The organism is Paraburkholderia sp. J8-2, assembly GCF_905220195.1.
Lineage (GTDB): Bacteria > Pseudomonadota > Gammaproteobacteria > Burkholderiales > Burkholderiaceae > Paraburkholderia.
Window position 1 is genome coordinate 212,026 of the sequence record NZ_CAJMZA010000004.1, and the last position, 12,873, is coordinate 224,898.

The 12,873-nt window shown below is 63.8% G+C and carries 10 protein-coding genes; 4 read left to right on the top strand and 6 right to left on the bottom strand.

Features of this window, described 5'->3' with window-relative positions; genetic code table 11:
* Positions 1-36 precede the first annotated feature (36 nt).
* Complete coding sequence (locus tag U5A52_RS12255; RefSeq protein ID WP_321934889.1) at positions 37-1,344, top strand: hypothetical protein; 1,308 nt, start codon at positions 37-39, stop codon at positions 1,342-1,344.
* 7 nt (positions 1,345-1,351) lie between these two features.
* Here U5A52_RS12255 and U5A52_RS12260 read toward each other — a convergent pair whose 3' ends face one another.
* Positions 1,352-1,897 carry a peptidylprolyl isomerase gene (locus tag U5A52_RS12260; RefSeq protein ID WP_321908888.1) on the bottom strand — a complete coding sequence of 182 codons (546 nt, stop codon included), beginning with the start codon at positions 1,895-1,897 and terminating at the stop codon, positions 1,352-1,354.
* 32 nt (positions 1,898-1,929) lie between these two features.
* Here U5A52_RS12260 and U5A52_RS12265 point away from each other — a divergent pair, with 32 nt between their 5' ends.
* Both U5A52_RS12265 and U5A52_RS12270 read left to right on the top strand, forming a co-directional pair.
* Positions 1,930-3,162, top strand: coding sequence for a cupin domain-containing protein (locus U5A52_RS12265; RefSeq protein ID WP_321934890.1), 1,233 nt, complete (start codon positions 1,930-1,932; stop codon positions 3,160-3,162).
* Positions 3,163-3,394: 232 nt separating this feature from the next.
* Positions 3,395-3,670: a hypothetical protein gene (locus U5A52_RS12270; protein ID WP_112172866.1), complete on the top strand. Its 276-nt coding sequence runs from the start codon at positions 3,395-3,397 to the stop codon at positions 3,668-3,670.
* 167 nt (positions 3,671-3,837) lie between these two features.
* Here the strand turns inward: U5A52_RS12270 and U5A52_RS12275 are convergent, their stop codons facing one another.
* From U5A52_RS12275 to U5A52_RS12285, 3 genes are all read right to left on the bottom strand, one after another.
* Complete coding sequence (locus U5A52_RS12275) at positions 3,838-6,108, bottom strand: ATP-dependent DNA helicase (RefSeq protein ID WP_321934891.1); 2,271 nt, start codon at positions 6,106-6,108, stop codon at positions 3,838-3,840.
* 76 nt (positions 6,109-6,184) lie between these two features.
* The gene (locus U5A52_RS12280; RefSeq protein ID WP_028204122.1) at positions 6,185-6,418 is read right to left on the bottom strand and encodes a DUF465 domain-containing protein; all 234 of its coding nucleotides are present in this window, start codon (positions 6,416-6,418) and stop codon (positions 6,185-6,187) included.
* An 87-nt stretch (positions 6,419-6,505) separates the two neighbouring features.
* Positions 6,506-7,513, bottom strand: coding sequence for a colicin transporter (locus U5A52_RS12285; RefSeq protein ID WP_415773847.1), 1,008 nt, complete (start codon positions 7,511-7,513; stop codon positions 6,506-6,508).
* A gap of 191 nt (positions 7,514-7,704) precedes the next feature.
* On the opposite strand from U5A52_RS12285, the gene U5A52_RS12290 reads away from it, so the two are divergent.
* Positions 7,705-10,056, top strand: a complete 2,352-nt coding sequence (locus U5A52_RS12290; RefSeq protein WP_321934893.1) for a Tex family protein — start codon at positions 7,705-7,707, stop codon at positions 10,054-10,056.
* 97 nt (positions 10,057-10,153) lie between these two features.
* Here U5A52_RS12290 and U5A52_RS12295 read toward each other — a convergent pair whose 3' ends face one another.
* Positions 10,154-12,040, bottom strand: a complete 1,887-nt coding sequence (locus U5A52_RS12295; protein ID WP_321908896.1) for a potassium transporter Kup — start codon at positions 12,038-12,040, stop codon at positions 10,154-10,156.
* Positions 12,041-12,298: 258 nt separating this feature from the next.
* Positions 12,299-12,868, bottom strand: coding sequence for a phosphoribosyltransferase (locus U5A52_RS12300; protein WP_321908898.1), 570 nt, complete (start codon positions 12,866-12,868; stop codon positions 12,299-12,301).
* Positions 12,869-12,873 lie beyond the last annotated feature (5 nt).

Below are 12,873 nucleotides of genomic sequence, written 5' to 3' on the forward strand. Positions count from 1 at the left end.
TATCTGAAAATTATGCGCCGTGTGTCATGCGCGTTGATGCTGGCGTCGTTGCTGGGTTCGCCGCTCGCGGCGCTCGCACAAGCGCCGCGCTATGCCTTCGCGGTCGTGGCGAACGCACTCACCTCGCAGTCCGAGGAAGCGTCGGCGCAGCGACTCATCGACGCCATCGGGCGCGATCCGGGAATCACCTTCACCGTCTACGACGGCAATCTCAAAGGTGCACACGAAACCTGTGCCGACCATCTTTATGAGCGTCGTCACGACATTCTCGATGCGTCACGCGCGCCGCTCGTGTTCGTGCCCGGCGAACGCGACTGGGTGACCTGCGGCATGAACGGCTCGGGTGCCTACGATCCCGCAGAGCGACTCGATTTCCTGCGTCAGAACTTCTTCTCCGACCCTAACGCGCTCGGTCAGACTCCCTTGACGCTCACGCGCGAGAGCGAAGTTTCGCGCTTCCGGCCGTATCGGGAAAACGTGCGCTGGCAACTTGGCGATACCGTGTTCATCGGGCTGAATGTGCCCGACGGGAACAATCACTATCTCAATGCAGGCGGGCGCAATGGCGAGTTCGAAGACCGCGTGATCGCCAACAGCTTCTGGCTCGAACATGCGGCCGAATATGCGAAGCGCCGCAACGCGCGCGCAATTGTCATCTTCATGCAGGGCAACGCGATGCCCGAGCATTACGAGCGGCCGGATCGCTTCGCGTGGCTGCGCTTTCACCGTGCGCCGCGCGACGGCTATCTCGAGTTGCGCCGCAGCCTCGTGAAGCTCGCCGAAACGTTCCGCGGCCAGATCATCATCGTGAATGCAGACGACTCGAAGCTCGCACGCGGCTTCACGATCGATCAGCCGCTGCGTAACGACAAAGGCGCCAGGATAGAAAACGTCACGCGCATCGCGTTCTCGCTGCGCGACCCACTTACGCAGTGGCTGCAGGTAGACGCCGACATGGCGCGCCGTACGCCTCTGCGCGTGAGCGTGCGCGACGTACCGAAACATCTGCCAGTGCTTCCCACACCACCGTCGTTGAATCTGCCAGGCGTAGCGTCGCCCGCGATGCCGGAAATGCCCGAAGTGTCGTCGATGCCGGATGTGACCGAGATTCCGGGGATGCCGCAGTCGCCCGACGTGGCGCCCGTGACGCCGGGCGCATCCGGAACCGCCGTGCCGCAAGGCTTGCCGGCGCCTGAAAACGGCGTGCCGAAGCCGGTATGGCCCGCGCAGGGTGGCCAGAATGGACTAGATGGTACAAGTGGGCAGAACAGCCCGGAAGGTGGGAATAGCGGCGGCCAGTTGCAGCCACCCGGCGCACCGGCGTCGGGCGGCTTCGCGCATTGATCGGCGATTAGTGCAGGGTGGGTTTCGAGGCGCCTTCGTCGCCGTCGTCTTCTTCGTCTTCGTCGACGATTTCGAGGCCATCCGCGCCGTGCGCGTGCTCATGTTCGATTTCGTCTTCGGTGGCGACACGCACCTCCTTGACCGTCAGGGCGAAGCGCAGCGCCATGCCCGCCAGGGGATGATTGCCGTCGAGCACGACCTTGTCTTCGGCGACGTCCGTGACCGTATAGATGAGCGCGTCGAGGTCTTCGTCGCCTTCTTCGGGCGTGCCTTCGAACTGCATGCCCACTTCGAGCGGCTCCGGAAAGCGGTTGCGCGGCTCGATCTTCACGAGCTCGGGATCGTATTCGCCGAAGGCGTCCTGCGGCTCAAGCTGGATCTGGGTCTCGAAGCCCGGCTCCTGCCCGTCCAGCACTTCCTCGATCTTGGGGAACGTGCCATCATAGCCGCCGTGCAGATAGACCATCGGCTCGTCGCTTTCCTCAATCAGATTGCCCTGCGCATCCGATAGCTTGTAAGCGACCGACACGACGGTGTCCTTTGCAATTTTCATTCGTTCCTCCAGATTACAGACCACATTATACGATGCCGAAGCGGTCCCCAGACCACCCGGTGGACGCGCGCAAGCAGCGCGCCTCCCTCCCCCTGGCATGCCTCGCGCCCGATGTTGCCACGCCGCTCCTGGGCGGCCTGACTCCGGCGCAGTTCATGCGCAAATACTGGCAGAAAAAGCCCCTCTTGATCCGCCAGGCGATTCCCGGGATCGAAGCGCCACTCTCGCGCGACGAACTCTTCGCGCTTGCGGACAGCGACGACGTCGAGTCGCGGCTCATCACCCATTTTCGCCGCCGCTGGGCGCTCGAACACGGTCCGTTCTCGCCGGACGAACTGCCCACGCCGAAGACTCGCCAATGGTCGCTGCTCGTGCAAGGTGCCGACCTGCACGACGACCGCGCGCGCGCCCTGCTCGAGCGCTTTCGTTTCGCGCCCGACGCGCGGCTCGACGACCTCATGATCTCTTATGCGTCGGACGGCGGCGGTGTGGGCCCGCACTTCGATTCGTATGATGTCTTCCTGCTGCAGGTGCATGGCAAGCGCCGCTGGCGCATTGGCGCGCAGCGCGACCTCTCTCTTCAGGAAGGTTTGCCGCTCAAGATTCTCGCGAATTTCGAACCTGAAGAAGAGTGGCTGCTGGAGCCAGGCGACATGCTGTACCTGCCGCCGCATATCGCGCACGACGGCGTCGCCGAGGGCGAATGCATGACGTGCTCGATCGGCTTTCGTTCTCCTTCCACGAGTGAATTGACAAGCCAGTTTCTATACTGGCTCGCCGAGCGCGGCGCGAACGACGACAACGGCAAGCCCACGCTCTATCGCGACCCCGACCAGCCGGCCGTTGCGCACCCCGCGCAGCTGCCCCCGGCACTCGTAGAGCGTGTTGGAGGCGTGCTTGCTAAAGTGCGCTGGAGCAACGCCGATGTCTCCTCGTTCGTAGGCTCCTGGCTGTCCGAACCGAAAGCCAATGTCGTATTCGACGCCCCCGAAAAGCCGCTCGACGAAGCCCGTTTCGTTGCGCAAGCGGCAAAAAATGGGATAACACTCGACCGCAGGACAATCCTGCTTTACGATTCGCGGTCGTATTACCTGAACGGGGAACAGTACTTGCTCAAAGAGGCAAGAAAGTGGCTGCCGGCACTGGCCGACAGGCGCTCTATGGACGGGAAACGCTTTGTAACACTCTCACACGATTCGTGTGTGACAGCGTTGCTACACGAGTGGTATCGTGCGGGCTGGATTCGGACCGGGGTGCTTGCCTAAGCGCTTCGGACTGTTATACCGTACTAAAATAGTGCTTGTATGAGAAAGACAACGTATTGTCCCCGGATTTGTCGACGGTCGATACGAAAGTGCCTATAATTTCCGGCCAGGCCGTAGGGAAGATTCACGCTCTTGCAGTGCATCTCCACCAGCGGCTCAGGTCGGTGTTGGGGCACATTTACCGGTATTATTTTGCGCTGTTGCTTACCTTTAACCATAAAAGGACGTGATCATGAAGAAATCCCTCCTCGTAGCATCCCTGCTGGCAGCTGTTGCACTCGCTGCGTGCAACAAGAGCAGCGACCAAGCTGCTGCGCCGGCTAGCGACGCTGCTGCTGCTTCGGCACCGGCTGCTGCTGCTTCGGACGCTGCTGCTGCTGCTTCGGGCGCTGCTGCTGCTGCGAGCGACGCTGCTGCTTCGGCTACCGCCGCTGCTTCGGACGCTGGCGCTGCTGCTTCGGACGCAGGCGCTTCGGCTCCGGCTGCTGCTTCGGGCGCAAGCCAGTAAGTTGCGTTCGCGCGACGCTCGCTGGAGACCACGGTCCCGGCGGGCATCGCAGCGAACCGTCGTACGGTCTGCTGCCTGCGTCAAACGCGCTTCAGACATACGGCGGGCAAGCGAAAAAGCCACGAACTCACGTTCGTGGCTTTTTTGTTATGCGGTGCGCATGAGGCTTAACGTGCCTCGCCCTGCTCCCCTGCCTCCTCGTTCTTCTCTTCGAAGAACGCCTGCACCACCTCAATTTCCCGCGTCCGCTTGAACGGCGGCAGGCTTTGCCAGATACGTCGACCGTACGGCTTGTCGACGAGACGGGTGTCGCAAATCATCAACACGCCGCGGTCGGTTTCCGCTCGAATCAGCCGCCCCGCGCCCTGCTTGAGCGTGATCACCGCCTGCGGGAGCTGGTGGACCGCAAACGGGCTCAGGCCTTTCTTCGCCAGCGCGTCGAGCCGTGCCGCCAATACCGGATCGTCGGGCGGCGCGAACGGCAGCTTGTCGATGACCACGAGCGAAAGCGCATCGCCGCGCACGTCCACGCCTTCCCAGAAACTTTGGCTGCCCACGAGAATTGCATTGCCGTAGGCGCGGAAACGCTCGAGCAACTCCGTGCGGCTCGCGTCGCCCTGTACGAGCAGCGGCGTGTTCCAGCCGCGCGCCTCGATCGTGTCGCGCAGCTTCTGCGCGATGCGGTCGACGGCGCGCAACGTCGTGCAAAGCATGAAGACACCGCCGCCCGACGCCTCGATCGCCGGCAACGCCGCATCGAACACGGCGTCGGTGAACTGCGGCGACGACGGCTGCGGCATATTGCGCGGCACGTAAAGCAGACCTTGCGCGGGATAGTCGAACGGGCTTGGCAGCGTCATCGAGCGGCGCGAGCTCAAACCCATTTGCGCCGCGTAGTGCGTGAAGTCGCCGCGCACCGAAAGTGTGGCCGATGTGAAGACCCACGTGCGCGGCACGCCCGCGCGTTGCTTCGCGAAAATCGGCGCCACGGAAAGCGGGGTTTCGTGCAACTGCACCGTGTGCGAGAACACCTCGACCCAGCGGACTTTCTCGTCCGCGTCGTCCGCAGCGTGAGCGTTTTCGTCTTGGCCGTTTGCATCGGTCTTGCGTGTTTCGTGCGCTGGGGCGTCGCTCTGCGGTACGGTCCAGCCCGAAAGGATGCCTTGCAGTTCGCGCGCGCGGCGCAAGCAGGCTCCGATCGATTCGGCGCGTTCGGCCTGACCCGCGAGCGCCGTGGCAAGCGCGCCCAGTTCGGTCTGCAGCGCATCGAGCGCGTCGAAGAGCGGATGGTCTTCGGGCAACTGCGTGATCGACAGCCGCAGCGAATCTTCCTTGAACGCAAGCCGCACGTCGCGCGCCGCGCGCTCCAACGCAGCGCCGAGCTTGACCCACTCGACGGCGTCGCGCGCATGACTCAGACCCTCGGCCACGCAATCGCGCGCGAGTTCGAGGAACTGCGCAGTCGAGAGGGTTTCGCCGAAAAAGAGCGTTGCCGTTTCGGGCAGTTGATGCGCTTCGTCGAAGATGATCGTATTCGCGCTCGGCAGCAGTTCGGCCATGCCGGTGTCGCGCAGCATGATGTCGGCGAAGAACAGATGGTGGTTCACCACCACGATATCGGCCTGCTGCGCCTCGCGGCGCGCCTGCATTACGAAGCAGTCCTTGTAATGCGGACACTCCTGGCCAAGACAGTTGTCGCGCGTCGATGTGACCATCGACCACACGGCAGCCGTCTCGGGCACGCTCGCGAGTTCGGCCTTGTCGCCCGAGCGCGTGATCTTCGCGAAACGCACGATTTCCTGCAGATACGCGGTTTCCTGGCGCGACGGGAGCCGGCCGTTGTCGGCCGTGCGCTGCAGGTAGTAATGGCACAGATAGTTGGCGCGGCCCTTGAGCATTGCGACGCTCACAGGCACCGCTAGCGCGTCGCGCACCGTGGGGATGTCGCGCGCGAAGAGCTGATCCTGCAAGTGCTTCGTGCCCGTCGAGACGACCACCTTGCCGCCCCACAGCATGGCCGGCACGAGGTACGCGTAGGTCTTGCCGGTGCCGGTGCCCGCTTCGACGATGAGCGTATTGTCACCGTTCTCGGCGGCGGCGCTCGCCGCTTCCCCGGCGCCCGGCTGTGCCGGCGCCCCACGCTCGAGCCGCCGCGCCGGGCGCGACTGGAGTTCGAACATTGCGGGGTCCGGCTGGGATTGCGCGGCGGCTTCCATTGCGGCCGCAACTGCGCGCGCCATTTCGATCTGCGCCGCGCGCGGGCGATAGCCGTCGATCTCACGCGCAAGCAAGCCGTCGGCCGCGAAGAGCTGCTCGAGCTCGGCGGCACGGCGTGCGCTCAACACGGGGGCTGCGGCTGTTTGCGTCGCACGCGCGTCGGCCTCCGGCGCGCCGCCTTCGCGCGCGGGCCGGGAACGAGAAACGGTCGTTGAATTCAAGGCAAGCGGTTCCTGCTCGGTCCGGAAGGGCGCAACTCGCCGACTGCCGCGCCCCGGCGCCTGCCAGGACCCGGGATCAGGCGTGCCCGTCCGAAGTCTTCGTTGAATCGGGGTCCAGCTGCAGTTGCAGCAGGAGGATGTTGTCCTTGACCTTGAGCTTGCGCTTCTTCAGCCTCTGCAGTTCGAGATCGTCATAGTCCGGGGTATCGGACATCCTGTCTATCAGGCGGTCCAGATCGCCATGTTCCGATTCCAGCTGCAGAATGCGGTCACGAAGGACCTCGGTCTTGACTTCACGATGCTCGCGCATGCTCGCCTCCTCGACATATGCGGCGCGCGCTTGCGAAGGACAACGCGCCTGAGGTTGCAGTCCGGCTGAAAAAGCGTGCTACTCGTGCTACTGGTCCTGCTGTTCTTCCTGCTGCTGCTTTTGTTGTTGCTGCTGCTGTTGTTCTTGTTGCTGCTTTTGCTGCGCCTTCTCGGCCGCCTGTTTTTGACGCTCTTCGACATCGGCCTTATGCTTCGCCGCGTCTTCCTGCTTCTGCTGGTAGCGCTGGGCCTTTTCCGCACGCTCCTGGCCCTTCTGCTCGCCCTGGCGGCGCGCTTCGTCCAGTTGGTTCTGGTACTGCTTCTGATCGTACGCCGCCTGGTTCGCGTCGCGCTGCGATTGCTCGCCCTGGCGTTGCGCCTGAGCCAACGCATGTTGGCGCTGCTTTTCCTGATACGCCTGCTCGTTCGCCGCACGCTGCGGCGCTTCGGCCTGGCGCTGCGCCTGATCGAGCGCGTGTTGCTGCTGCTTCTGTTCGTACGCCTGTGCACTCGCCGCTTCGTTGGCGGCGCGCTGCGGCGCGTTGGCTTCGTCTTGCGCGCGCTTCAATGCGGCCTGCTGGTCGCGCTGCTGCGCATGCGCGGCGCGTTTTTCGTCGTCGAGCGCCAGTTGCTCGCGGCGGATATCGGCCTGCACGACACGCATCTTGTCGCGCGCCTTGCCGATGCAATGATTCACGAAGAACGTGCTGTAGCAGTTGTGCTGCGCGACGGCAAACTGATAGTCGTTCTCCGCACTCCGCCGGTCCAGCACCTGTTGCCGCTGATCGAAATCGCTCTGCTGCGATGCCGACGTGCCAGCGCCCTCTCCCGCATCAGACGCTGCAAGCGGCGCGTTGCCCAAAGCCGCTGGCTTCATGACCGGTGCTGCTGCCGCACCTTGCTGCTGTAGCGGCCCCGATACCCCGACCGCCTGCGCGAGGGCCGGAACGCTCGCACCAATGCTCAACGCGACGGCACAAATTGCCCCAAGAGCGGGGAACCGCCGAGTGACGCCAACAGGCGTGCGAAACCGGGCAAGGGGCAAATCGGGGGAGAAGCGGGAGGTCGTCAACGTCTTCTGTGGGCAGCGGAACATGGCTGAAATTCTAACACCCCCCGGGTTGAGCGCTCGGCCATTTATGGCAAAATGCCCCGCTCCACCGGCCGGCGGCGCACCCGCCAAGGTGCCTTTTTGCACAGCGGGCGCTGCGGGCGCTCGAGCTCGCACCGGCCGCCGGAGCGCAAACCCGGACCGCAAACCGATCCTCGCAGGAATATCCAGACCCTATGACGGAAACCGTAGCACTCAAGATCGTCCAGCGTATCGCCACTGAACTGAGCGTGCAGCCGCGCCAGGTCGCAGCCGCCGTGCAGCTTCTCGACGAAGGCTCGACCGTTCCGTTCATCGCCCGTTATCGCAAGGAAGTCACGGGCAATCTCGACGATACGCAACTGCGTACGCTCGAAGAGCGCCTGCTCTATCTGCGCGAACTCGAAGACCGCCGTGCGGCGATCCTCGCGAGCATCGAGGAACAAGGCAAGCTCACCGATGAGCTGCGTACCGCCATCGAAGCCGCCGACAGCAAGCAGGTCCTCGAAGACCTCTATCTGCCCTACAAGCCCAAGCGCCGCACGCGCGCGCAAATCGCACGCGAAGCCGGCCTGCAGCCGCTCGCCGACGCGCTGCTCGCGAACCCGCTGCTCGACCCGCAAACGGAAGCCGCGCAGTACGTGGACGCCGAGAAGGGCGTCGCGGACGTGAAGGCCGCGCTCGACGGCGCACGCGACATCCTCTCCGAGCAGTTCGGCGAAACGGCCGAACTGCTGGGCAAACTGCGCGACTGGCTGTTCAACCAGGGCGTGGTGATGTCGAGCGTGGTCGAGGGCAAGGAAAGCGAGGAAGGCGAGAAGTTCCGCGACTACTACGACTACTCCGAGACTATCAAGACCGTGCCGTCGCACCGTGCGCTCGCGCTGTTCCGTGGCCGCAACGCCGGTGTGCTGATGGTCAAGCTCGGCCTTGGCGGCGAACTGGACGCACAGGTGCCGCATCCGGGCGAAGCGATGATCGCGCGCCACTTCGGCATTGCGAACCAGAACCGTCCAGCCGATAAATGGCTCTCCGACGTGTGCCGCTGGTGCTGGCGCGTGAAGGTGCAGCCGCATATCGAAAACGAGTTGCTCACGAATCTGCGTGAGCAGGCCGAAAACGAAGCGATCCGCGTGTTCGCGCGCAATCTGAAGGATCTGCTGCTTGCCGCGCCGGCCGGCCCCAAGGCCGTGATCGGCCTCGATCCGGGCCTGCGCACGGGCGTGAAGGTCGCTGTGGTCGACCGCACCGGCAAACTGCTCGCCACCGACACGATCTACCCGCACGAGCCGCGCCGCGACTGGGATGGCTCGCTCGCGAAGCTCGCGCGCATTGCCGCGCAAACGCAAGCGGAACTCATCAGCATCGGCAACGGCACGGCTTCGCGTGAAACCGACAAGCTCGCGAGCGAGCTGATCTCGAAGCATCCCGAACTGAAGCTGCAGAAGATCGTGGTCTCCGAAGCCGGGGCGTCGGTTTATTCGGCGTCCGAACTGGCTGCGAAGGAATTCCCCGAGCTCGACGTTTCGCTGCGCGGCGCGGTCTCCATTGCGCGCCGCCTGCAGGACCCGCTCGCCGAACTCGTGAAGATCGAGCCGAAGGCGATTGGCGTGGGCCAGTACCAGCACGATGTGAACCAGCGCGAACTTGCGCGCTCGCTCGACGCTGTCGTCGAGGACTGCGTGAACGCCGTGGGCGTCGATGCGAACACGGCTTCGGTCGCCCTGCTCGCCCGCGTGTCGGGCCTGAACTCCACGCTCGCGCGCAATATCGTCGATTACCGCGACGCGAACGGCCCCTTCCCGTCCCGCGAGCATCTGAAGAAGGTGCCGCGTCTGGGCGACAAGACGTTCGAGCAAGCCGCAGGCTTCCTGCGCATCAACGGCGGCGACAATCCGCTCGATCGCTCGTCGGTGCACCCGGAAGCGTACCCCGTCGTCGAGCGCATGCTTGCGAAGATCAAGCGCACGATCGGCGACGTGCTCGGCAGCCGCGAAGCGCTGTCGGGCCTCGCGCCCACCGAGTTCGTGGACGAACGTTTCGGCCTGCCGACGGTGCGCGACATCCTGAGCGAGCTGGAAAAGCCGGGCCGCGATCCGCGCCCCGAGTTCAAGACAGCAACGTTCCGCGATGGCGTCGAGAAGGTGTCCGACCTCGTGCCGGGCATGCTGCTCGAAGGCGTCGTGACGAACGTGGCGGCGTTCGGCGCGTTCATCGACGTGGGCGTGCATCAGGACGGACTCGTGCACGTCTCCGCCATGTCGACGAAGTTCATCAAGGACCCGCACGAAGTCGTGAAGGCCGGCCAGGTCGTGAAGGTGAAGGTGCTCGAGGTCGACGTGAAGCGTCAGCGCATTGCGCTCACGATGCGTCTGGACGACGACCCCATGAGCGCGGGCGGCTCACGCAGTGGCGGTAACGCGGGCCAGTCCGGCAATCGTGACAACCGCGGCAGCGGCAATCGCGACAATCGCGGCGGCCAGCGTTCGCGCGATGCGGAACCGGCAGGCGCAATGGCGGCGGCATTCGCGAAGCTCAAGCAACGCTGATGTCCGCATGACGCCACGTGGGCCGCAACGGCTTACGTTGTATGCGCAACAAAAAAGGCACCCTCGGGTGCCTTTTTTGTTGATCGAAACGCCGTGATCAGATCTCGATCTTCGTCCCGAGTTCGACTACGCGGTTCGCAGGAATGCTGAAGAAGTCGGTGGGCTTCGCGGCGTTCTGATGCATCCACGCGAATATGCGTTCGCGGAAGATCGACATGCCCGGCAGTTGCGTCGGCACGACCGTCTCGCGCGCGAGGAAGAACGACGTGTCCATCATCTCGAACGTCATGTTGTGCGTGCGCGAAATGTCATCGAGCACCGCTTGCACGTCGGGGGTTTCGTTAAAGCCGTAATCGGCCTTCACGAGATAGAGCCCACCGCCGATATCCTTGACCGACACGCGTTCGGCGTCAGCCACATACGGAATATCGCGGATCACGAACGTGAGGAAGATCGTGCGCTCGTGCAGCACCTTGTTGTGCTTGAGGTTGTGCAGCAGGCTGACCGGCACGAGCGATTCGCTGCCCGTGAGGTAGATGGCCGTGCCCGAAACGCGATGCGGCGGGTGCGCGAGCAGCCCTTGCAGGAAAGGCATGAGCGGAATACCGTCGGCGGCCGTGCGGTCCTTCACGATCATGCGGCCCTTGAACCAGGTCATCAGCAGGAAGAACAGCAGCGCGCCGATGCCAAGCGGCAGCCAGCCACCCTCTTCGACCTTAAGCAGGTTCGCGCCGAAAAAACCCAGGTCGACGGCCAGCAACACCGAGATGATGCAGGCGACGAGCGCCTTGTTCCACTTCCATACCTTCGTCATCACGACGGCGACGAGCACCGTGGTGATCACCATCGTCGCGGTCACGGCGATACCGTAGGCGGCGGCCAGATTGTCCGAACTCTTGAAGGCGACCACGATGCACAGAATGATGAAGAGCAGCATCCAGTTCACGACCGGCACGTAGATCTGACCGATGGCGAGATCCGACGTGTGCAGCACCTTCATGCGCGGCACGTAGCCAAGCAGAATGGCCTGACTCGTGAGCGAGTATGCACCCGAGATCACGGCCTGCGAGGCGATCACGGTGGCGACCGTCGAGAGCACGACGAGCGGCAGCAAGGCCCAGTCAGGCGCGAGCAGGAAGAACGGATTTTCGATCGCGCGATGGTCCTGCATCAAGAGCGCACCCTGGCCGAAGTAGTTCAGCACGAGCGAGGGCATCACGAGCGTGTACCAGGCGCAGCGAATCGGCTTCGCGCCGAAGTGGCCCATGTCGGCATAGAGCGCTTCCGCGCCGGTCAGCACCAGCACGACCGAACCGAGCACCACGTAAGCCTGCAGCATGTGCGCGCCCATGAAGCTGACCGCGTAGTACGGACTGAGCGCCGCGATAACGCCAGGCGCCTGCACGATGCGCGAGACGCCGAGCACGCCGATGGTGATGAACCAGAGCACCATGATCGGGCCGAACAGACGGCCGACCAGCGCGGTGCCGTGCCGCTGGATCCAGAACAGCAGGATCAGGATCACCATCGTGAACGGCAGCACCAGATGCGAGAGTTTGGGCGCAGCAATTTCGAGGCCTTCCACTGCCGACATGACCGAGATCGCCGGCGTGATCACGGCATCGCCGTAGAACATGCACGCGCCGAAGATGCCCAATGCCGTGAGCAACGCCGCCGACTTGCTCTTGCGGTTGAACGAGCGCATGGCGAGCGCCATGAGCGCGAGTACGCCGCCCTCGCCGTTGTTGTCGGCGCGCATCACAAAAAGGACATACTTGACGCTGACGACGATCACGATCGCCCAGAACAGCAATGAAATGACGCCGAGAATGGAGGTGTCGTTGAGCGGAATGCCGTGCGAAGGGCTGAACGCCTCTTTCAGCGAATACAGCGGGCTCGTGCCGATGTCGCCGAACACCACGCCGATGGCCGCTACGGCGAGAGTAGGTAGCGGCTGCTTGGCCACGTGTGTGCTAGTTGTCATATACGCGGTAATCCGTTGCGAGGCGGAAAAAACGAGCGCTATTCTAAACCGGGCTGTGGCCAAAACCGAGCGGCCGTCGCGGCACTGCGACATCCCCTTGTCCCCGCGCAGTTTAGCACCGGCCCCAGATGACGTCTGCCCGCCTGCGCTGCCACCAGGGAACGTGGGCGATACGCAAAAAAAACGGAGCCATAAAGGCTCCGTCTCTGGATCAGCCCGCCACGGGTCCGAAAACCCTGGCGGCGGCATAACCCCTGCTTACTTCTGCGCCGCTTGCGCCTGCTGCAGACCACGCTTGATCCACGCACCGAGATTGTGCGGGCGCACCGTGTCCCACTCCTCGAACGGCTGGTGAATCCACGGATTGGTCGGCAGATGCTGGACGAAATAGTCCGGTGTCACCTTCGAGCAGCCCTTGTACCAGAGCACCGCCGAGCGCACGCCGGTCACGGCCGGGTAACGCTCCTTGAGGTGCTCCTGCACGCGGGCAAGCGTGACGCCCGAATCGACGAGGTCGTCGACTAGCAGCACGTTGCCTTCCAGGTGACCGCGCGTCATCGTGATGTACTGCGCGATGTCGAGATCGCCCTGCTCCGTACCTGCGGCTTCGCGGTACGAGCTGGTTGCGAGGATCGCCAGCGGCAGATCGTAGATGCGCGAGAGCTGGTCGCCCACGCGCAAGCCCCCGCGCGCGAGACACAGGATCTGGTCGAACTTCCAGCGCGACTCGTGCACCTTGAGCGCGAGCAGTTCGATCAGCCGGTGATACTCATCCCAGCCGACCCACAGGTTCTTGTCGTCGTTGCGCGGGTCCATCATTTGAATCATTTTTG

Excerpts from the sequence above, each read along its gene's own strand:
- U5A52_RS12255 (WP_321934889.1), top strand. The coding sequence starts at position 37 with ATGCTGGCGTCGTTGCTGGGTTCGCCGCTCGCGGCGCTCGCACAAGCG.
- U5A52_RS12260 (WP_321908888.1), bottom strand. The coding sequence starts at position 1,897 with ATGAAAATTGCAAAGGACACCGTCGTGTCGGTCGCTTACAAGCTATCG.
- U5A52_RS12265 (WP_321934890.1), top strand. The coding sequence starts at position 1,930 with ATGCCGAAGCGGTCCCCAGACCACCCGGTGGACGCGCGCAAGCAGCGC.
- U5A52_RS12270 (WP_112172866.1), top strand. The coding sequence starts at position 3,395 with ATGAAGAAATCCCTCCTCGTAGCATCCCTGCTGGCAGCTGTTGCACTC.
- U5A52_RS12280 (WP_028204122.1), bottom strand. The coding sequence starts at position 6,418 with ATGCGCGAGCATCGTGAAGTCAAGACCGAGGTCCTTCGTGACCGCATT.
- U5A52_RS12285 (WP_415773847.1), bottom strand. The coding sequence starts at position 7,513 with ATGTTCCGCTGCCCACAGAAGACGTTGACGACCTCCCGCTTCTCCCCC.
- U5A52_RS12290 (WP_321934893.1), top strand. The coding sequence starts at position 7,705 with ATGACGGAAACCGTAGCACTCAAGATCGTCCAGCGTATCGCCACTGAA.
- U5A52_RS12295 (WP_321908896.1), bottom strand. The coding sequence starts at position 12,040 with ATGACAACTAGCACACACGTGGCCAAGCAGCCGCTACCTACTCTCGCC.
- U5A52_RS12300 (WP_321908898.1), bottom strand. The coding sequence starts at position 12,868 with ATGATTCAAATGATGGACCCGCGCAACGACGACAAGAACCTGTGGGTC.